The following is a 20420-nucleotide window of genomic DNA, read 5'->3' as shown; positions in this document are numbered from 1 at the left end:
CGGGGGCATGGCTACGACACGTACCGCAAACGCACACTGGGAAGGGCCGCTGCTCAGCGGCCAGGGGACCGTCTCGCTGGACTCCTCGAAGCTCGGCACCTACGACGTGACCTGGGCATCGCGGTCCGAGGAGCCGGACGGCCGGACGAGCCCCGAGGAGCTCATCGCCGCCGCGCACTCCACCTGCTACTCGATGGCGCTGTCGCACGGCCTCGCCGGCGCCGGGACGCCCCCGGAGAAGGTGGACACCAAGGCCGAGGTCACCTTCCAGCCGGGCGAGGGCATCACCGGCATCCACCTGACCGTCCGGGCGAGCGTCCCCGGCCTGTCCGCGGCCGACTTCGAAAAGGCCGCCCAGGACGCCAAGGCCGGCTGCCCGGTCAGCAAAGCCCTAGCGGGCACCACCATCACCCTGGACGCCGCCCTGGTCTAACCCCGATCGCATAGCCCGGCCGGGAGAGCTGGCGCACCAAGCCCAGCCGCTTCCCTGGCCACGCGCCGACCTGAAGCGTCGCGATCGCGTCCGAAGGCAGGTTTCGAGCTTGCGAGAAACCTGATCGCGCAGCGAGCCGCCAGGCGAGCCGGAGCGATGCAGCGATCGCACGCAGTGGGTGCGGTTCAGGCGCCCCCAGGCGCCTGAACCGCACCCACTGCATTAGGCACAGCGCCGCCGTACCTGCGGTCTCGGGACGCGTAGAGTTCGCAGGCGTGCCAGAGGTGGCGGCGGTCGAAGTCCGGCCAGAGGGTGTCGAGGAAGACCATCTCCGCGTACGCCGACTGCCACAGCAGGAAGTTGGACGTGCGCTGCTCCCCCGACGAGCGCAGGAACAGGTCCACGTCCGGGATGCCGGGCTCGTCCAGGTAGCGGGCGAAGACCTTCTCGGTGATCTTGTCGGGGTTGAGGCGGCCGTCCCGGACGTCCCGGGCGATCGCCGCGGCGGCGTCGGCGATCTCGGCGCGGCCGCCGTAGTTCACGCAGAACTGCAGGGTGAGGACGTCGTTGTGGCGCGTCATCTCCTCGGCCGTCTCCAGCTCCTTGATCACGCTGCGCCACAGCCGCGGCCGCCGGCCCGCCCACCGGACCCGGACGCCCATCGAGTGGAGCTGGTCGCGGCGGCGGCGGATCACCTCCCGGTTGAAGCCCATGAGGAAGCGCACCTCGTCCGGCGAGCGCTTCCAGTTCTCGGTGGAGAACGCGTACGCCGACAGGTACGGGACGCCGAGCTCGATCGCGCCCATGATCACGTCGAAGAGCGAGTCCTCGCCGCGCTTGTGCCCCTCGGTGCGCGGCAGCCCGCGCTCCTTGGCCCAGCGGCCGTTGCCGTCCATGACGATGGCGACGTGCCGCGGCACCAGATCCGAGGGGATCGGGGGCGGGACGGCGCCGTCCCGATGCGGCTCCGGAGGCGAAACGGCCCTTCTCAAACTCTCTCCCTGGTGGTGTCGGTGGTCCCGTCGTCACGTTCTACATGGCGCAGGGAGCGGATGCCGTGCTCCAGATGCCACTGGAGGTAGGCGGCGACGAGGCCGCTGGTCTCCGTCCGGTGCCGCTGCTCGCTGCCGTCGGCGTACTCCCAGTCGCCGCGCAGCAGCGCCAGCATCAGCGCGAACGTCGGCGGCGCCGGGGTCGCGGCGCCCGGCTGCCGGCAGGTCGCGCAGACCGCGCCGCCCGCCGCGATGGCGAACCCGCGCAGCCCGCCGCGGTCGCCGCAGCGGCAGCACTCGTCGAGCGCGGGCGCCCAGCCGGCGACCGAGAGTGAGCGCAGCAGGTACGCGTCCAGGACGAGCCGCGGGTCGTGGGCGCGCTCGGCGAGCGTCCGCAGCCCGCCGACGAGGAGCAGGAACTGCCGCAGCGCGGGCTCGCCCTCCTCGCCGGCGAGCTTGTCCGCGGTCTCCAGCATCGCCGTCCCCGCCGTGTAGCGGGGGTAGTCGGCGACGAGCGCCTCCCCGTAGGGGCGCAGCGTCTCCGCCTGCGTGATCAGGTCGAGCGAGCGCCGCTCGTACAACTGCAGGTCGACGTGGGTGAACGGCTCCAGCCGCGCGCCGAACCGGGACTTGGTCTTGCGGACCCCCTTGGCCGCGGCGCGGATCCGGCCGGTGCGCCGGGTCAGCACCGTCACGATGCGGTCGGCCTCGCCCAGCTTCTGGGTGCGCAGGACGATGCCTTCGTCGCGGTAGAGGGTCACCCGTTCATTCTGACGCACGTCACCGCGTGACTCGCCGCCAAGCCGGGGCATCTCCCCAGCATCTCCACAAGTCCCCCGGCCCGTGCCCACAGCGCCGTATAACAATTACGTACCGTGACCGGATTCGGCCGTAGCGTCATGTGGAAAGTTGTGGCTCGAATCACAGGGAGCTGGCAGCGTTGTGGCATGAGATGCCACATCGTGCCGCCGCACATGCTGGAACGCATCGCCCACGACGCCGATGATCCGGCCCTGCGCGCCCGCGCCCGCCGAACCCTGGCCCTCAGCTCTCTGCAGGCCACCGAACGCCGGACGCTCCCGGCCACGGCCCCCGCCCCCTCCGAGGACTTCGTCCCCAACCGGACGATCAAGGACGCGGGGAACCGCGAGGAGTTGCCCGGCCGGACGGTCCGCGCGGAGGGGGCGCCCGCCACCGGCGACAAGGTCGTCGACCAGGCCTACGACTGGCTCGGCGCGACCTTCGACTACTTCGAGGCCGCGCACCGGCGCAACTCGATCGACGGCGCGGGCCTCCAGATGATCTCGACCGTCCACTACGGCGACAAGTACGACAACGCCTTCTGGAACGGCGAGCAGATGGTGTACGGGGACGGCGACGGCGTCGTCTTCACGTCGTTCACCGGCCCGATCGACATCACCGGCCACGAACTCACCCACGGCGTCACCCAGTACACCGCCAACCTGGAGTACTACGGCCAGTCCGGCGCGCTCAACGAGTCCCTCTCGGACGTGTTCGGCTCCCTCATCAAGCAGTGGCACCACAAGCACACCGCCGACCAGGCCGACTGGCTCATCGGGCAGGGCCTGCTCGCGAAGGGCATCAACGGGGTCGCGCTCCGCTCGATGAAGGAGCCCGGCACCGCCTACGACGACCCGCAGCTCGGCAAGGACCCGCAGCCCGGCCACATGGACGACTACGTCGAGACCTACCGCGACAACGGCGGCGTCCACATCAATTCGGGCATCCCGAACCGGGCCTTCTACCTCGCCGCAACCGAGATCGGCGGGAATGCCTGGGAGAAAGCGGGTCGGATCTGGTACGACACTCTCACCGGTGGCACGCTGGCCACCGACGTCGACTTCGCCAAGTTCGCCGCCGCGACCGTCCAGTCCGCGACTCGCCTCTACGGGGCCGCCGCGGCCGAGACGAAGGCGGTGAACCGGGCCTGGACGGGGGTAGGCGTCCAAACGGAGGCGAACGGATAGCACAGTGAAAGTGACAGTCGTCCGCAGCGGGGGGTTCGCGGGGATCGAGCGCCGCGCCGAGTCCGACAGCGCGAGCGATCCCATGCTGACGAGGCTCGTCGGCCGCGTGGATCTGAAGGCGATCCCGCCGCCGGGCCGAATCCCCGACCAGTTCCTGTACGAAATCGACATCGACGGCGACCGCGCCACCGTCGGCGAAGCACAACTCAACGGCCCTCTGCGCGAATTGGTCCACCACGTCCTCGGGCGCAGTTGATCTGGGGGGCGACCCCCAGACCCCCGGCTGCGCGGCACGGGTCTCCTCGCTCCGGTCGCCGGCGCTCCCTACGCTGCGGGGACGCGGCGCTGCGGGGACGCGGCGCTGCGGGGACGCGGCGCTGCGGGGACGCGGCGCGCCGGGCAGGCACGCGGAGCGAGCCCTGCGAGCGCAACGGGCATGCCCGTGGCCGGTGGTTGAGGTTCAATCTGCCGGGGGCGGGGCGGGGTTCGGATCATGCAGGTGGACCGGGGTGGGGCCGCGGGCGGGAGTGCCCGCGGCCCCTTGGCGTTCAGTTCTCCTGCGCGCGGGCGATACGGTTCACGGCCGACAGGATCGCCTTGAGGGACGCGGTGACGATGTTGCCGTCGATGCCCACGCCCCACACGGTGGTGCCGGGGCCGTCGCCGAACCGGACGTCGCATTCGACGTAGGCGGCGGCGCGGGCGTCGCCTCCGGCGCTCATCGCGTGCTCGGCGTAGTCCAGGACCCGGACGCCGATCCCGACCGTGGCGAGGGCGTCCTCGAACGCCGACACCGGGCCGTTGCCGACGCCCTCGATCTCGCGGATCTCGCCGTCCACCCGGATGTCGCAGCTGATCGCGTCCTTCTCGTCCACCCGCGAGGTCGTGCGGTGCGCGAGCAGGCCGACGCGGGGGCCGCCGGTGAGGAACTCGCGCTGGAAGATGTCCCACATGAGCTCGGCGGTGACCTCGCCGCCCTCGTCGTCGGTGTGCTGCTGGACGACGCGCGAGAACTCGATCTGCAGCCGCCGCGGCAGCTCCAGGGAGTGCTCGGTCTTCATGATGTAGGCGACGCCGCCCTTGCCGGACTGGCTGTTGACGCGGATCACGGCCTCGTACGTCCGGCCGACGTCGTGCGGGTCGATCGGCAGGTACGGGACCTCCCAGCGGTATTCGTCCACCGGTGCCCCGGCCGCCTCGGCGTCGCGCCGCAGGTGGTCCAGGCCCTTGTTGATGGCGTCCTGATGGGAGCCGGAGAACGCGGTGTAGACCAGGTCGCCGCCGTAGGGGTGCCGCTCGTGGACGGGCAGCTGGTTGCAGTACTCGACCGTGCGGCGGATCTCGTCGATGTCGGAGAAGTCGATCTGCGGGTCGACGCCCTGGGTGAACAGGTTCAGCCCCAGGGTGACCAGGCACACGTTGCCGGTGCGCTCCCCGTTGCCGAACAGGCAGCCCTCGATGCGGTCGGCGCCCGCCATGTAGCCCAGCTCCGCGGCGGCGACGGCGGTGCCGCGGTCGTTGTGCGGGTGCAGCGAGAGGATCACCGAGTCGCGGTAGGCCAGGTGGCGGCTCATCCACTCGATCTGGTCGGCGTAGACGTTCGGCGTGGCCATCTCGACGGTGGCGGGCAGGTTGACGATGACCTTTCGGTCCGGGGTCGGCTTCCACACGTCGTTGACGGCGTTGCAGACCTCGACCGCGTACTCCAGCTCGGTGCCGGTGAACGACTCCGGCGAGTACTGGAAGTAGATCTCGGTGTCGTCCATGCCCTCGGCGAGCTTGGCGCACAGCTTGGCGCCCTCGACGGCGATGGCGGTGATGCCGTCGCGGTCCTGGCCGAAGACGACGCGGCGCTGCAGCGTGCTCGTGGAGTTGTACAGGTGGACGATCGCCCGCTTCGCGCCGCGGACCGACTCGAAGGTCCGCTCGATCAGCTCCGGGCGGGCCTGCGTCAGCACCTGGATCACCACGTCGTCGGGGACGCGGCCCTCCTCGATGATCTGCCGGACGAAGTCGAAGTCGGTCTGGCTGGCCGCCGGGAACCCGACCTCGATCTCCTTGTAGCCCATCCGCACCAGCAGCTCGAACATGCGGAGCTTGCGATCGGCGTCCATCGGGTCGATCAGGGCCTGGTTGCCGTCCCGCAGGTCGACCGCGCACCAGCGCGGCGCCTCGGCGATGACGGCGTCCGGCCAGGTGCGGTCGGCGAGCTTGATCGGGGCGAACGGGCGGTAGCGGTGGACGGGCATGCCCGAAGACTGCTGTTGCGGATACATCCGGTGGGATCCTTCTGCTCGAACCTCGCGGCCGACGTGCACGTCGCAGTCCCGCAGCGAGGGAGCCGGCCTGTCAGAGGCCCCCGCTGCGGCCGCTAAGGAGGAGCAGCTCGCGCAACACGGTCGTCAAGCTAACAGATGACATCCGTGTTCCGGTAACCGGCGTCCAGATGCTGAGACGCGCCCGTTTCACGGGACGAGGACGGAGAGGCAGGTCACACAGCCGTCGAGGGCCTCGAACTCGCTGATGTCCACACTGGTGACACGCAGACCGTCCGCCGCGAGCCGCGCCGCGGTGTGCGGCGCGGACGCCGCCATCAGCACGTGATCGGGCCCGAGGACCACCACGTGCGCCCCCGCCGGTTCCCGGACGACCCGCAGGCCCGGCAGCACCGACGTGTCCACGAGGTCCGGCAGGCCGATCAGGCCGCCGTCCGGGAGCGCCGTCATCGCCGACTTCAGGTGCAGGCAGCCGCGGGTGGCGACCGGGACGACCTTCCGGCCGCCGACGAGCCGGGCGAACTGGCAGATGCCCTCCTCGTTCGTCCGGGCGCCGCGTCCCACGTAGACGGTGTCGCCCGCCTGCAGGACGTCCCCGCCGTCCAGGGTGCCGGGCTCCTCAATGCGCTCGACGCGCAGGCCGAGCTCCCGCGCGGCCCGCTCCGCGCCCGGCGCCTCGCCCCGGCGGCGCGCGTCGCCCGACCGGCCGATGATCGCGACGTCGCCGCAGACGACCAGCGGGTCCTCGATGAACACGGCGTCGGGCTGGTCGTCGGCCGCCGCGACGGCGCCGACCCGCCAGCCCGCCGACCGCAGCGCCGCGACGTACGCCTCGTGCTGGCGCGCCGCGAGCGCGACGTCCACGGGACGGCGGGCGGCGTGGGTGACGATCGCGTCCGCCAGCCGGGGGCCGGGCGGGCGGACCAGCGCCCTTCCCGCGGGTCTCAACGTCTCCGCGGGGCTGGCCGCGGGCGCGCCGGCGGGCCTCATGTCAGCGCGACGCCCCTTCGGTGGTCACGATCACGCCCAGCGCGTACGCGGGGGACATGCCGAGTAGGTCGGCGACGCCGTGCAGCTCGCGCCGCTCCCCCTCGCCGAGCGGCCCGGCGGCCAGCCCGATCCGGACGGCCTGCGCGAGGAACCACTCCTTGGCTTCCACGGCGAGCTGGGCGCCGGCGCGGGCGACCTCCCGCTCCAGGAACGTCCGGCGGAGGGCGAGGTCGGCGTCGATGGCGTCCCCGTCGTACTCGGGCTCGCCGTAGCCGGTTACCGTCTCGGCGGCGCGGGCTCGGGCTGCCGCGTCCGCGGGGTCGCCGGCGCGCAGCACCAGGGCCGCCGCGGCGCGCATGCCCGCGGCGAGGGTCTCCGCCATCTGCTGGGACGTCGGCGTCCGCAGCGCGGAGACCGGGAAGCGGCCCCGGCACGTCCGGCACGTCACGGACTCCCCGAGCCGCCACAGCGGCACCATCGGGACGAAGAACACCGAGAGCCAGCGCCGCCCGGTACGCCTCCGGTAGGCACGGTCACCGCCGCACTGCGGGCAGTGGAACGTCCCCTCGCTGACCGTGCGGAACACCGCCGTCAGGCCGAAAACGAGCAACACCGGGGCTCTCCCTCCCATAACGGACTTCGTTCCAAACTACCGACCGCCGGGCCCCGACGTGGCCGTCCCGGGCAATGCCGTCGGTGCATTTACGCTGGGTCCATGACCGGTGACCTGGGTTCCGACGCGGGACGCGCACGCGCGCGCCCGTCCTTCCTGCCGCCCGTCGACGGCTATCCGCCGGCCGGCGAGGACCCGGCGGAGGCCGTCCCCGCACCGCTTCCGGCGCCGCCGGCGCGCGGCCTCGCCTGGATCATCGCCATGATCGTCGCGGCGGGGGCGCTGCTGGTGTCGGCGTTCATGCCGTGGGCGCGCGCGCAGGTCGTCGTCGAGCTGTTCGGGCAGCCGATCGGCCGCGACCTCGGCAGCGTGGCCGGCATCGACGCCGACGACATGGTCCTCGCCGTCCCGGTCCTGGCGGTGGTCGCGATCGCGCTCGCGTTCGGGGACCTGGCCGGACGGGACGCGCGGATCGGCGGCCTCGCCGCGATCCCCGGCACGCTCACCCTGCTGGTCTGCGGGCTGTTCGTGCTGCGGCTCGGCGACGTCCGCGACAACCTCCCCCGGACGGGATTGGACGTCGGCTACCAGATCACCGTCCGTTACGGCTGGTACCTCGCGGTCATCGCGTCGCTGCTGGTGGTCGGGTTCAGCCTGGCCCGTCCGATCGGCGAGCGCGTGTCGAAGCCGCGCAGCCGTCCGGACCAGTACTACCCGCAGTACGCCGACCAGCAGAACTACGCGAGCCAGCAGTACTACGAAGGTCAGCAGTACTACACCTACACGGGCCAGCAGGATCAAGCCGACCCGTACGCCGCCTGGCCTCAGGAAGACCAGGCTTGGGGACGCCACGAACCTGAACAGCAGGAATCTGGAGCGAACGACCAGGACGCCCCGAAGGCCGACGAACCGAAGGCTGAAACGGGCGAGTCCAAGACGGATCAGTCGTAGAAGCCGAGCCGGCGGAGCTGCTTGGGGTCGCGCTGCCAGTCCTTGAGGACGCTGACGCGCAGGTCGAGGAAGACCTTGCTGCCGAGCAGCGCCTCGATCTGCCGCCGCGCCGCCGCGCCGACCTCCCGGAGCCGCGAGCCCTTGTGCCCGATGATGATCCCCTTCTGGCTGGAGCGCTCGACGTACAGGTGCGCGTAGATGTCGATGAGGTCGTCGCGTCCCTCGCGTGGGTTCATCTCGTCGACGACGACGGCGATGGAGTGGGGCAGCTCGTCCCGGACGCCCTCCAGGGCCGCCTCCCGGATCAGCTCGGCGATCATGATCTGCTCGGGCTCGTCGGTGAGGTCGCCCTCCGGGTAGAGCGGCATGCCCTCCGGCAGATGGGAGATCAGCAGGTCGCCGATCAGGTCGACCTGGAAGCCCCGCTCGGCGGAGCACGGCACGATGTCGGCGAACTCGCCCAGCCGCCCGACCGCGAGGAGCTGCTCGGCGACCTGCTCGGGCGAGGCGAGGTCGGTCTTGGTCACGATCGCGACGACCGGCGTCTTCTTCACCGCGGCCAACTCCCGCGCGATGTACTTGTCGCCGGGGCCGACGGGCTGGTCGGCGGGGACGCAGAAGCCGATCGCGTCCACCTCCGTCAGCGTGGACCGGACGAGGCTGTCGAGCCGCTCGCCGAGGAGCGTCCGGGGCTTGTGCAGGCCCGGGGTGTCGACGACGACGAGCTGCGCGTCCGGGCGGTGCACGATCCCCCGGATCGCCCGCCGCGTCGTCTGGGGACGGCTGCTGGTGATCGCGACCTTGGTCCCGACCAGGGCGTTCATCAGGGTCGACTTGCCGACGTTCGGCCGCCCGATAAAGCACGCGAACCCCGCTCGGTGCCCCTCGGGCGCCCCGTCTTCCCATGTCGTCACCCCCCAATTGTCGCGCACGGGACGGCGGGCTCCCGCCATCCGGGGATCGCGGTGGGTGGGGAGCTGGAGGACGGTCAGGCGGCGGGGGTGCCGAGGCGGGCGAGGGACGCGTTCGCCTCTTCGACCCAGTGGGCGGTCGCGGCGCGGCCGGCGACCTCGGCGGCCTGGCGGTAGTGCCCGGCGGCGACCTCGGCGGGACGTTCGAGGAACAGGGCGAGGTCGCCGAGGAGCTGCGCGATGGGGCCCACCGTGGCGACGGACGTGGCGCCACCCGAGAACTGCCCCGCGTACGGGAGCAGCGCCGCGTAAACGTCCTCGGCCAGGTCGCGGTCGCCTAGGGCGATGGCGCGCAGGCCCCGCACCGGCATGGTGAGGTCGAAGAAGTAGTCGGGCCGGACGGGCCCGGCCCCGGCGACGACGCGGCGGGCCTCGGCGGTGCGGCCCGCCCCGACCAGCGCGAGCGCGTGCAGGTCGGCGGTGGCGCCGACGTGGCTCCACTGCCGGTGCAGCCAGGCGGCCTCGTCCACCATCTCCCCGGCGCGGCCCTGCACGAGCCGCACGCAGAACGGGCCGAGGACGCCCATGCCGCGCTCGCTGGACCAGATTCTGATCCGGCCGATGGTGCCGTTCAGCCGCTCGTAGACGCGCTCCGCCTCGTCGAGGGGGGCGCGGAACGCGTGGATGAGCTCGGCCTCCCAGAACCCGATCTCCGCCAGCAGCGGCAGGCCGTACTGGTCGGCGAGCTGCCGTCCCTCTTCCAGGTGCCGGTACGCGGCGGTCTGGTCGAGTTCCGCGACGGCGGCCTGCTGGACCTGCAGGTGGGCGAGGACGCGGTAGGCGCCGAGGTCGTGCCGGGTGGCGAGGTCGAGGAGCTCGGCGGCGAGCCGGCGCCGCTCGGCCAGGCCCTCCGCGGTGCGATAGGAGTTGAAGTAGGCGCCGTTCAGCGCGACGGCGATCAGCTCGGGGACGCCGAGGTCGCGGGCCGTCCGGACGGCCGCCGCGGACGCGGTGACGCCGCGGTCGTGCGGCTCCCCCTCCAGCTCCATCGCCAGCGTGGTCAGCAGCCGGACGCGCAGCTCGGGCTCGTCCGCGGGGAGCCGGGCGAGCGCCTCGGTGGTGGCGTCGACGATGTCGTTGTCGAGGGTGCCGTACTCGCGGCTCGTCCACAGCGTGGGGACGTCGAAGCTCGCGATGATCCGGGCGAGCAGCCGGACGTCGCCGAGCGCGCGGGCGTCGGGGATGGCGGCGAGGCGGCGTTCGCGGGCGTCCACGACGTTCCCGGCGAGGGCGGAGGCGCGGATCGCGGAGACCTCGGCGGCCAGCCGGTCGCGGGTCGCGCCCGGCCCCTCGGCGCGCAGCGTCTCGACGACGCGGACCCACAGCCCGGCGGCGGTGCCGTGCGCGAAGCGGGCCTCGGCGGCCTCGGCGGCGCGCCGCGCGTACCGGACGGCCTTCGCGGGGTCCGCGCCCGACTCCAGGTAGTGGTGCGCGATCGCGGCGACCTCGCCGGGCGCGTGCCGTTCGAGCGCGGCGGCGACGCGGCCGTGCAGCCGGGTGCGGCGGGCCCGGGAGATCGCCTCGTAGAGGGTGTCGCGGACGAGGGCGTGCGCGAACCGCATCCGGCCCGGCCCGGGCTCGGTGACGAGGCCGCCGGCGAGGCCCGCCTCGACGGCGTCGATCACGGTGTCCTCGTCCCCGGCGAGGTCGGCGAGGACGCGCAGGTCGGCGTCGCGGCCGACGACGGCGGCGTCCCGCAGGACGTCCTGGACGGGGCTCGGCAGCCGGGCGATGCGGCGGCGCAGCACGTCCCCGACGCCGGCGGGCACCCGGCGGGTCGCGGCGGGCAGGCCCTCGGCGTCGAGGAGCCGGGCCGTCTCGCGGGTGAAGAACGGGTTGCCGCCGGTCCGCTCGGCGATCACCTCCAGTTCGGCGTCGCCGACGCTGGTGGCGCACGTGCCGCGGACCAGCGCGGCGACCTCGGGCGACGACAGCCCGCGCAGGTCGATGCGCGCCGGTTCGTGCCGGGCGAGCGCGGCGAGCGCGGTCGCGAGCCGTTCGGGGACCTCAGTGCTCCGGAACGTGGTCAGCAGCAGAACGGGACGCTCCCGGAGCCGCCCGGCGAGCCGGACGAGCAGCGCGAGGGTCTCCTCGTCCGCCCAGTGCAGGTCGTCCAGGACGAGGAGCAGCGGCGCGGTGTCGGCGAGCCCGGTGAGGTAGTCGCCGACCGCGAGGTGGAGGCGGAACCGTCCCGTGCTGACGTCGGCTCCGGCGCCTCCGATGACGCCGTCGTCCAGGAGGGGGGCGAGGCGGGCGGCGAGCACGTCGTCGGGCGGCGCGGCGGCCGTCAGCTCGCGGAGCAGCTCGGCCCACGGCCAGGCCGCGGGCGCTCCCCCGGTCTCCGGCGCGCGGCCCCACGCGCACGTCCAGCCCTGGTCGGCGAGGCCGCGCGCGAACCGTTCGGTGAGCGCGGTCTTGCCCATGCCCGCGTCGCCGCCGATGAGGACGACGCCGCCCCAGCCCGCGACGGCGTCCCGGGCCGCGTCCTCCAGCCGGGCCAGCTCCGGGACCCGTCCGACGAACGCGCTCTCAGGCGTGTCGCCGGGCTCGGGCGCCAGCCGCAGGACGGACCGTTCCGGCTCCTCGACCGGCCCGGGCTCCCCCAAGGCGGGCGACTGGGCCAGGATGTCGGCCTCCAAGCGCCGCAGCGCAGGACCCGGATCGACGCCGAGTTCCTCGGTGAGGGCCGCGCGGGCGCGGCGGAGGGCGGCGAGCGCGTCGCCCTGCCGTCCGGCGCGGTAGAGGGCCAGGGCCAGCAGCCGCCACGCCTCCTCCCGCAGCGGGTTCGCGGCGGCGTGGGTCTCCAGGTCGGGGACGGCCTCGGCGGCGGACGCGAGCTTCAACATCGCCTCCGCGCGGCGCTCGACGGCCAGGCGGCGGCGCTCGTCCAGCCGGGCGGCCTCCGCGGCGGCCCACGGCAGGTCGGCGAACTCGGCGTAGGCGGGGCCGCGCCACTCGGCGAGCGCCCGCTCCGCGCGGCGGCGGGCCTCCTGCGGGGCCGCGTCCAGAAGGTCGGCGGCCTCGTCGATCAGCGCTTCGAACCGCCACGCGTCGACGTTCCCGTCCGGCAGCCGGAGCGCGTACCCGGGCGGCTCGGTGACGAGGATCCGCGCGGGCGTCCGGGGCGGGCGGTCCGGCTCCAGCGCCCGCCGCAGATGCGACACGAACGACTGCAGCCCGGCGGCGGCGCGGGACGGGGCCGTGCCCGCCCACAGGTCCTCGACGAGCGTGTCGGCGGGCACCATCCGGCCCCGCGCGGCGACGAGACGGGCCAGGACCGAGCGCTGCCGGGGCCCGCCGAGGTCGGCGGGCACACCCGCCACCTCGGCGCCGAAGGCCCCGAGAACGCGTACCACGGTCGACATGTCCCGATCAGCCTAACCGGGACATCCCGTACCGCTGCGATCAACTCCCCGGATCAGGCGGGGCTGGGCTCCCGTTCCCGTTCGGACTCGGCGGCGGGCGCGGCGCCGCCGTGCAGGTCGATGTCGGGCAGGACGCGGGCGAGCGGCCTCGGCAGCCACCAGTTGGCCCGTCCGAGCAGCGACATCGTGGCCGGGACGAGCACCAGCCGGACGATCGTCGCGTCCAGCGCCACCGCGACCGCGAGGCCCACCCCCATCTGCTTGATCACCAGCCCGGGATCGGCGGCGAAGCCGAGGAACACCGCCACCATGATCAGTGCCGCGCTGGTGATCACCCGGCCGGTCGCGGCGAGGCCGGTGGACACCGAGGCGCGCGCGTCGCCGTGCAGCTGCCACTCCTCCCTGATCCGCGACAGCAGGAAGACCTCGTAGTCCATCGACACCCCGAACAGGACCGCGAACATCAGCAGCACGATGAAGCTCGACACCGGGACGCTGTGCGGGAGCCCGAGCAGGCTCGCACCCCACCCCCACTGGAACACGGCGGTCAGCACCCCGTACGCGGCGCTGATCGACAGCAGGTTCATCACGGCCGCCTTCAGCGGCGCCAGCAGCGACCTGAACATGATCATCAGCATGATGAACGAGGTCGCGACGACCGCGCCGATCACCGGCCAGAGCCGGTCGGACAGCACCCGGGACAGGTCCGTGTACACGGCGGTGAGCCCGGTGACCTCGGCGCCCGGCGGCAGCGCGTCCGCGCGGACCCGGTCGACGAGGCCGGTCACCCGCTCGTCCTGCGGCCCGTACTCCGGCGTGACCATGATCACGGCGGCGTCGCCCTTCGGGGACACCTGCGGCGGCGCGACGGACGTGACACCGTCCGTCTTCGCGAGCCGCTCGCCCAGGCCGGGCAGGGCGCTCCGGTCGACCTTGGTCAGGTCGACGGCGACGAGCAGCGGGCCGTTGGCGCCCGCGCCGTAGCCGTCCTCGACCAGGTCGTACGCCTGCCGGACGGTGTTGGACGTCGGCTCGCTGCTGGCGTCGCTCGGCCACGTGCGCATGCCGAGCGCGGGCGCGGCGAGGGCGAGCATCAGCGCGAACGCGGCGAGCAGCCACGGCCACGGGTGCCGCCCGACGTGCTCGGCCCAGCGCCTGACCCGCGGCGACTCGACGGTGATCGTCGCGCCGGCGGCCCGGTCGCGGCGGCGCAGCACCCGGCGCCCGGCGAGGCCCAGCACCGCGGGCAGCAGCGTGACCGCGCTCAGCACCGTCGTCGCGACGACGAGCCCGGTGGTGAAGCCCATCGTCATGAAGACCGGGACGCGGGACAGGACCAGCCCGCACAGCGCCAGCAGCACCGTGGACCCCGCGAAGATCACCGACAGGCCGGCCGTGGCGTTGGCGCGCGCCACCGCCTCGGGGACGTCCAGCCCCGCCGCGAGCCCCTCCCGGTGCCGGGTCAGGATGAACAGGGCGTAGTCGATGCCGACGCCCAGCCCCACCATGATCGCGAGTGTCGGCGCCGTGGTCGCGACGTCGGTGAACGCCGCCAGCAGCGTCACCCCCGACACGCCGGCGCCGAGCCCCGCCAGCGCCACCACGAGCGGCAGGCCCGCCGCCACCACCGAGCCGAACGCCAGCAGCAGGATCACCAGGGCGGCCACGACCCCGATCGCCTCGGCGACGCCGCCCGGCGCGGTCACGTTCTCCGGCACCTGGCCGCCGAACTCCACCTGGTAGCCGGCGTCGTCCAGGTTGTCCGTGGCCCCCCGCAGGAGATCGAGCGTCGGCTTCGGCTCGAGTTCCGTGACGGGCACCGAATACCGGACGGTCATCAGCGCGGTCGCACCGTCCGCGCTCGGCCGCGGCGAGTCGACCGTGCTGACGTGCGGCAACTTCCGCAACTCCCCGGACGCCGTCGCCAGCGCCGCCTGGTCCACCTTCCCGGACTCGGCGTGCACCACCACTCGGGCGTCCGCCCCCGACAGCGCGGGGAACCGCTCCTCCAGCAGGTCCGTGGCCCGCTGCGACCCCGTCCCGGACAGTGTGTAGTTGTCGTGCAGCGCACCTCCCGCGGTGCCCGCGAGACCGGCCACCACGCCGATGAGCACCAGCCAGACGGCGATGAACCGCCACGGACGCAAGGCCGCGGCCTTGCCAAGGCGGTAAAGCAGACGGGACATCTCTTCTCCCCCATACGGCGTCTTCCGGACAGCACTGTCCGACCGTTCCGAGGATCGCGCGCCGCTCTTGCCGTCCACTTGGCGCTCACTTGCGAGGCGCCCGCGCCGTGCCCGTACGCTGCGATGCCCGTACGCTTGGGGCGTGAGCGAGCTGAACGCCGAGGACGCGAAGATCATCACCCTGGCCAGGTCGGCGAGGGCCCGGACGGGCGCCGCCGAGGGCGCCGCCGTCCGCGACGAGACGGGCCGCACCTACTCGGCGACGAGCGTCGACCTGCCGTCCCTGAAGCTGTCGGCCCTCAAGGTGGCCGTCGCGATGGCCGTGTCCAGCGGCGCCGAGGACCTGGAGGCCGCCGCCGTCGTCACCAAGGCCGACGCCCCGGACGCGTCCGACATAACCGCCGTCCGCGACCTGGGCCCCAAGGCCCCCATCCTGGTCGCCGCCCCCAACGGCACCCTCACCAACACCCTCGACTGATACTCCGGCCGGGTCACGGGTTACCGCGCCACGACGCGACCCGCACGGTCAGGACGGGCCCGAGCCGTGGCGTGAGGATCGACCGGCTCGTGACGGGGGGTCCGGGGAGTCGCTCCCCCGGGCAGACCCGCCCACCCGGACCAGCACAGTGCCGACGCGGTTGCGGCGGCCCGCTATGGTCTCGGCCTTCAGGGACAGGACGGGGCCGCCGTCGTCGGTGCGGACCTCGGCGGTGGAGCCTTCGATCGGGACGCGCCCCAGCGCGTGCGCCAGGAGACCGCCGACGGTCTCGACCTCCTCGACGTCCATCTCGACGTCGAACAGTTCGGCGAGGTCCTCGACGGGGAGGCGGGCGGTGACGCGGACGGCGCCGTCCGGCAGCCACGTGACGGGCGGGGTCTCCCGGTCGTACTCGTCGGTGATCTCGCCGACGATCTCCTCCAGGATGTCCTCGATGGTGACGAGGCCCGCGGTGCCGCCGTACTCGTCGATGACGATCGCCTGGTGGATGCGGCGGGCCTGCATCTCGCGGAGCAGCTCGTCGATCGGCTTGCTGTCGGGGACGTACGTGGCGGACCGCATGACCGAGTCGACCGTCTCCACCGACTCGCCCTCGCGGTGCTCCTGGCTGCGGCGGACGACGTCCTTCAGGTAGGCGATCCCGACGACGTCGTCCTCGTTCTCGCCGACGACCGGGATGCGGGAGAAGCCGCTGCGCAGCGCGAGCGACATCGCCTGCCGGAGCGTCTTGCCCCGCTCGATGAACACGATGTCGGTGCGCGGCACCATCACCTCGCGGACGAGGGTGTCGCCCAGCTCGAACACCGAGTGGATCATCTCCCGCTCGACCGGCTCGATCAGGCTGCGCTGCTCGGCGAGGTCGACCAGGTCGCGCAGCTCAGCCTCGGACGCGAACGGGCCCTCCCGGAACCCCTTGCCGGGGGTCAGGGCGTTGCCGAGCAGGATCAGCAGGCGCGGCAGCGGCCCGAACACCCGCGTCACCGGGTGGATCACGGCGGCGCCGGCGAGCGCGACCCGGTCGGCGTGCTGGATGCCGAGCGTGCGGGGCCCGACCCCGATCACCACATAGCTGACCACGATCATGATCGCGGCGGCGGTGACGTAGGCGCGCCACGTCTCGTCCAGCCAGGAGATGCACAGGTCGGCGACGATCACGGTGGCGACGAGCTCGCAGCCGATGCGCAGCAGCAGCACCATGTTGACGTAGCGGGCCGGGTCGGCGACGACCTCGGCGAGCTTCTTCGCGCCGCGCCGCCCTTCGCGGACGACCTCCTCGACGGTGACGCGGGACACGCGTGCGAGCGCCGCCTCGGCGCCGGCCAGCAGGCCCGCCATGAGGACAAGGCCCACCGCAAGGGCCGACAGCCACGCCTGCGCGGTGCTCATCAGCCGCCGCGTTTCTCCCGCCAGGAGGTCAGGAGCTCGGCCTGCAGGCCGAACATCTCCCGGTGCTCCTCCGGCTCGGCGTGATCGAAGCCGAGCAGGTGCAGGATGCCGTGCGCGCACAGCAGCTCCAGCTCGTCCCCGGTGCTGTGCCCGGCCTTGCGCGCCTGCTTCGCGGCGACCGCCGGGCACAGGACGACGTCGCCGAGCAGCCCGGGGTCGGTCTCGCCCTCCTCGTCGGAGCCGCCGGACCCGCCGGACATGTGGCCGGGGCGCAGCTCGTCCATGGGGAACGACAGCACGTCGGTCGGGCCCGGCTCGTCCATCCACTTCTCGTGCAGCTCGGTCATCGCGGCCTCGTCGACCAGCAGGACCGACAGCTCCGCCAGCGGGTGGACGCGCATCCCGTCCAGGACGTGGCGCGACAGCCCGGCGATGGCCTTCTCGTCGACGGGCACGCCGGACTCGTTCAGCACCTCGATGCTCACTACCGCCTCCGCTTGCGTGACCCGTCCCGGCCCGCCGCGCCCTGCTTGATCTGCGGGACGCGCGACTCGTCGTAGCGGTTGTAGGCGTCGACGATGTCGGTGACCAGCCGGTGCCGGACGACGTCGCGGCTGTCGAGCCGGCAGAAGTGGATGTCCTGCACGCCGTCGAGGATGTCCTGGACGACGCGCAGCCCGCTGAGCTGCCCGTTGGGCAGGTCGACCTGGGTGACGTCGCCGGTCACCACGACCTTCGAGCCGAACCCGAGCCGGGTGAGGAACATCTTCATCTGCTCGGGCGAGGTGTTCTGCGCCTCGTCCAGGATGATGAACGAGTCGTTGAGCGTCCGCCCGCGCATGTAGGCGAGGGGGGCGACCTCGATGGTGCCGGCGGCCATCAGGCGCGGGATCGAGTCGGGGTCGACCATGTCGTGCAGCGCGTCGTACAGCGGCCGCAGGTACGGGTCGATCTTCTCGTAGAGCGTTCCCGGCAGGAACCCGAGCCGCTCCCCCGCCTCCACGGCCGGGCGCGTCAGGATGATCCGGTTGACCTGCTTGTCCTGCAGGGCGCGAACGGCCTTGGCCATCGCCAGGTACGTCTTGCCGGTGCCGGCGGGGCCGATCCCGAACACGATCGTGTGCTTGTCGATCGCGTCGACGTAGCGGCGCTGGTTCAGCGTCTTCGGGCGGATCGTCCGGCCGCGGCTGGACAGCACGTCCAGCGTGAGGACCTCGGCGGGACGCGCGCCGGTCTCGCCGCGCAGCATCGCGAGGCTGCGCTCGACGGCGTCGGGGGTGAGCTGCGTGCCGCCCTTCAGCAGTTCGAGCATCTCGGTGAAGAGCCGGGAGACGAGATCGGTCTCGGCCTCCGGGCCGGTCACGGTGATCTCGTTGCCGCGGACGTGGATGTCGAGGTCGTCGCCGACCGCGCCCTCGATCGCGTGGAGGAGCTCATCCCGGGAGCCGAGCAGGCTCACCATCGAATGGTCGTCCGGCACCACGATCTTGATCTGGGAACGCGAGCCGTCCTGGTCGTCGCGTCCCGTCCGGGGCGAGGCGGGGGTGGACCTCGTGTGAGTTGATTCGACCATCAGCCGGGCCTTGCGGCCTCTCCGACCTGCCTTCTGTCTGCTCCGGGTGTCCAGGTGTGTCGGTTCCATCGTACTGGCCGCCCCCGACAGGACGCCGTTGGATTTTCCGCGTGGCGCGGACGGCGCGCAGGCGCAGGTCGGGCGGCCGGGCCGGGTCGGCAGCCGGGTCGGACGGGGCGGACGGGTCAGCCGGGCGGCCAGTTGAGGCCACGGCCGCCGAGCACGTGCGCGTGGACGTGGAACACCGTCTGGCCCGCCTGCGCGCCGGTGTTGAACACGACGCGGTACCCGGTCTCGGCGACGCCCTCGCCGACGGCGACCTGGTGGGCCTCGCGGACCAGCTCGGCCAGCAGCTCCGCGTCGGACGCGGCGAGCTCCGCGACGGTCGGATGGTGGACCCGCGGGATGACCAGCACATGCGTCGGCGCCTGCGGGTTGATGTCGCGGAACGCCACCGTCCCCGCCGACTCGCGGACGATCTTGGCGGGCACGTCTCCGGAAACGATCTTGCAGAACAGGCAGTCGGTCATCTGTCTCCCCTCGCCGGCGGCGGCCCGTCCTCCCTCGGGGGGCGCGCTCGCCCTTCGCGGACGCACGCGGACGCACCGTGACCGCCCCGGAATCCTATCGAGGCGCGCGCGAACGTCACTCGCGGCGTCCCGCAGTCGATAGAATCGGTGCCCGATCGACCTTCCAATGCCGGCGGCATTCCGACCGGCCAATGGTTAAGGTTGTCAGCTCAAGGCGTACCCCCCGGTCCGCGGCGCTCGGCGACAGGCATACCGCCTGGCGCCCGCATCGCGACGCGCTCGGACCGGGGCCGGGATCGCCCGATCCACGCCGCTCCGCAGGACCATCCGAATGGACGGCCGGGGGACGGCAAAGGCGGCGGATAGGTGACCGAGGCAAACCAGGACATGCCCTTTCGTAAACCGAGCGACGAGGGTACGCGTCCCACTGACGTGACCGAGACCCTCGTGGCCAGGGGCACGGCGGGCGCGGTGGCCGTCGCCTGGGACGCCGACCAGGCGGTGACGGCGCTGTACAGCGCCAACTACCGCTCGCTGGTGCGGCTCGCCGCCATGCTCGTCCGGGACGCGGGGACGGCCGAAGAGGTCGTCCAGGACGCGTTCGTCGCGATGCACGGCGGCTGGCGGCGCCTGCGCGACCCGGACAAGGCCCTGTCCTACCTGCGCCAGTCGGTGGTGAATCGGTCGCGATCGGTGCTCCGGCACCGCGCCGTCGTCGAGAAGTACGCCCCGAAGGGCCTGCCGGACGCGCCGAGCGCGGAGGCCGGGGCGATCGGGGAGCTGGAACGCTCGGCGGTCATCGACGCGCTGTCCCGGCTGCCCGCACGCCAGCGTGAGGCGCTCGTCCTCCGCTACTACGCCGACCTGTCCGAAGCGGAGATCGCCAACGCGATGGGCATCTCCCGCGGCGCCGTGAAAAGCCACACGGCCCGTGGAATGACGTCGCTACGCAACGTCCTGGAGCAATTCTCATGACCACCGACCCCCACGACGAGCACGGCGAGGTCCTCCGCCGCGCCCTGAACGCGGAGGCGGAGACGGTCAACCCCGCAGGTGACGGCCTGGAGCGCATCCGGGCCCGCATAACCGACGGCCCCAACCGCCGGTTCGGTCTCGGACGTTTCGGCCTCGCCCGCTACGGGCTCGGGTTCGACCGGTTCACCGTCAACTGGGCGCGTCCCGTCCTCGCCGTGGCGGCGGCCGTGGCGATCGCGGGGCTGGGCGTGACCGCACCGCAGACCATCGACCTCATCCAGCAGTCGGTCGGCAGCAACGGGACGGCCGACGGCGACCGCGACCCCGCCGGCGGCGACCGCACCGGCGCGGGCGGCGACCCGCAGTTCCCCGACCCGTCGTCGCCCGGCGCCGGCACGAGCGGCGACCCGAGCGCCGCGGTGTCGCCGAGCGCCAGCCCCTCGCAGGGGATCTCGGCCTGCCGCATCCCGCCGCCGGCCAGCCCGCCGTCCGCGGCCACGTCGCCCGGCGCGGACCCGACGCCCGCGCCGTCGACCACGCCCTGCCCGGGCCAGACGCCGTCGCAGACGCCGACCACGTCGCCGACGCCGACCACGTCCACGCCCGACCCCGACCCGACCGACGAGCCGACCCCGTCCGTCACCAGCGAACCCGCCCAGGCCCCCGGCCCGGCAGGCTCCTGACGGGACGCG

Annotated in this window: 19 protein-coding genes; 7 read left to right on the top strand and 12 right to left on the bottom strand. The window is 73.0% G+C overall.

Annotation, left to right across the window (positions count from 1 at the left end; translation table 11 throughout):
- Positions 1–7 precede the first annotated feature (7 nt).
- Positions 8–433 carry an OsmC family protein gene (locus tag E1287_RS22285; RefSeq protein ID WP_131966988.1) on the top strand — a complete coding sequence of 142 codons (426 nt, stop codon included), beginning with the start codon at positions 8–10 and terminating at the stop codon, positions 431–433.
- 185 nt (positions 434–618) lie between these two features.
- Here E1287_RS22285 and E1287_RS22280 read toward each other — a convergent pair whose 3' ends face one another.
- Positions 619–1425 carry an isoprenyl transferase gene (locus tag E1287_RS22280; RefSeq protein ID WP_131966987.1) on the bottom strand — a complete coding sequence of 269 codons (807 nt, stop codon included), beginning with the start codon at positions 1423–1425 and terminating at the stop codon, positions 619–621.
- Complete coding sequence (gene recO / locus E1287_RS22275) at positions 1422–2186, bottom strand: DNA repair protein RecO (RefSeq protein ID WP_131966986.1); 765 nt, start codon at positions 2184–2186, stop codon at positions 1422–1424. Before recO ends, E1287_RS22280 begins: the two co-directional genes overlap by 4 nt.
- A 186-nt stretch (positions 2187–2372) precedes the next feature.
- Between recO and E1287_RS22270 the strand changes: the two genes are divergently transcribed.
- Together E1287_RS22270 and E1287_RS22265 are read left to right on the top strand one after the other, a co-directional pair.
- The gene (locus tag E1287_RS22270; protein ID WP_131966985.1) at positions 2373–3413 is read left to right on the top strand and encodes a M4 family metallopeptidase; all 1041 of its coding nucleotides are present in this window, start codon (positions 2373–2375) and stop codon (positions 3411–3413) included.
- A gap of 4 nt (positions 3414–3417) precedes the next feature.
- Complete coding sequence (locus E1287_RS22265; protein ID WP_243719323.1) at positions 3418–3669, top strand: protealysin inhibitor emfourin; 252 nt, start codon at positions 3418–3420, stop codon at positions 3667–3669.
- Positions 3670–3961: 292 nt separating this feature from the next.
- Here the strand turns inward: E1287_RS22265 and leuA are convergent, their stop codons facing one another.
- The 3 genes from leuA to E1287_RS22250 form a co-directional block, all read right to left on the bottom strand.
- Complete coding sequence (gene leuA / locus E1287_RS22260; RefSeq protein ID WP_131966984.1) at positions 3962–5689, bottom strand: 2-isopropylmalate synthase; 1728 nt, start codon at positions 5687–5689, stop codon at positions 3962–3964.
- A gap of 189 nt (positions 5690–5878) precedes the next feature.
- Positions 5879–6679: a dimethylargininase gene (ddaH, locus tag E1287_RS22255; RefSeq protein WP_131966983.1), complete on the bottom strand. Its 801-nt coding sequence runs from the start codon at positions 6677–6679 to the stop codon at positions 5879–5881.
- A gap of 1 nt (position 6680) precedes the next feature.
- The gene (locus E1287_RS22250) at positions 6681–7292 is read right to left on the bottom strand and encodes a hypothetical protein (RefSeq protein ID WP_131966982.1); all 612 of its coding nucleotides are present in this window, start codon (positions 7290–7292) and stop codon (positions 6681–6683) included.
- A 102-nt stretch (positions 7293–7394) separates the two neighbouring features.
- Between E1287_RS22250 and E1287_RS22245 the strand changes: the two genes are divergently transcribed.
- Entirely contained in the window at positions 7395–8243 is an 849-nt protein-coding gene (locus E1287_RS22245; protein ID WP_131966981.1) for a hypothetical protein, read from the top strand.
- On the opposite strand, the gene era is transcribed toward E1287_RS22245, so the two are convergent.
- From era to E1287_RS22230, 3 genes are all read right to left on the bottom strand, one after another.
- Positions 8234–9157: a GTPase Era gene (gene era / locus E1287_RS22240; RefSeq protein WP_243719321.1), complete on the bottom strand. Its 924-nt coding sequence runs from the start codon at positions 9155–9157 to the stop codon at positions 8234–8236. The genes E1287_RS22245 and era overlap by 10 nt on opposite strands.
- A 74-nt stretch (positions 9158–9231) precedes the next feature.
- Positions 9232–12579: an AfsR/SARP family transcriptional regulator gene (locus E1287_RS22235; protein WP_131966979.1), complete on the bottom strand. Its 3348-nt coding sequence runs from the start codon at positions 12577–12579 to the stop codon at positions 9232–9234.
- Between the two features lie 53 nt (positions 12580–12632).
- Complete coding sequence (locus tag E1287_RS22230) at positions 12633–14765, bottom strand: MMPL family transporter (RefSeq protein ID WP_131966978.1); 2133 nt, start codon at positions 14763–14765, stop codon at positions 12633–12635.
- A 142-nt stretch (positions 14766–14907) separates the two neighbouring features.
- Here E1287_RS22230 and E1287_RS22225 point away from each other — a divergent pair, with 142 nt between their 5' ends.
- A complete protein-coding gene (locus E1287_RS22225) occupies positions 14908–15243 on the top strand; it encodes a cytidine deaminase (RefSeq protein ID WP_131966977.1) in 336 nt (111 codons plus the stop codon).
- 48 nt (positions 15244–15291) lie between these two features.
- Here E1287_RS22225 and E1287_RS22220 read toward each other — a convergent pair whose 3' ends face one another.
- From E1287_RS22220 to E1287_RS22205, 4 genes are all read right to left on the bottom strand, one after another.
- On the bottom strand, positions 15292–16650 hold the full coding sequence (locus E1287_RS22220) for a hemolysin family protein (protein WP_131966976.1): 1359 nt from the start codon (positions 16648–16650) through the stop codon (positions 15292–15294).
- Positions 16650–17135: an rRNA maturation RNase YbeY gene (ybeY, locus tag E1287_RS22215; protein WP_131966975.1), complete on the bottom strand. Its 486-nt coding sequence runs from the start codon at positions 17133–17135 to the stop codon at positions 16650–16652. The genes E1287_RS22220 and ybeY overlap by 1 nt, the downstream gene beginning before the upstream one ends.
- Positions 17135–18112, bottom strand: coding sequence for a PhoH family protein (locus E1287_RS22210; protein WP_243719325.1), 978 nt, complete (start codon positions 18110–18112; stop codon positions 17135–17137). The genes ybeY and E1287_RS22210 overlap by 1 nt, the downstream gene beginning before the upstream one ends.
- A gap of 296 nt (positions 18113–18408) precedes the next feature.
- Complete coding sequence (locus E1287_RS22205) at positions 18409–18753, bottom strand: histidine triad nucleotide-binding protein (protein WP_131966973.1); 345 nt, start codon at positions 18751–18753, stop codon at positions 18409–18411.
- A gap of 432 nt (positions 18754–19185) precedes the next feature.
- Here E1287_RS22205 and E1287_RS22200 point away from each other — a divergent pair, with 432 nt between their 5' ends.
- Together E1287_RS22200 and E1287_RS43895 are read left to right on the top strand one after the other, a co-directional pair.
- The gene (locus tag E1287_RS22200) at positions 19186–19728 is read left to right on the top strand and encodes a SigE family RNA polymerase sigma factor (protein WP_243719319.1); all 543 of its coding nucleotides are present in this window, start codon (positions 19186–19188) and stop codon (positions 19726–19728) included.
- Positions 19725–20411: a hypothetical protein gene (locus tag E1287_RS43895; RefSeq protein ID WP_165969137.1), complete on the top strand. Its 687-nt coding sequence runs from the start codon at positions 19725–19727 to the stop codon at positions 20409–20411. Before E1287_RS22200 ends, E1287_RS43895 begins: the two co-directional genes overlap by 4 nt.
- The last annotated feature ends 9 nt before the right edge of the window (positions 20412–20420 follow it).

It is taken from the genome of Actinomadura sp. KC06, assembly GCF_004348735.1.
Taxonomy (GTDB): domain Bacteria; phylum Actinomycetota; class Actinomycetes; order Streptosporangiales; family Streptosporangiaceae; genus Spirillospora.
This window is presented reverse-complemented; position numbering and strand designations above follow the sequence as displayed.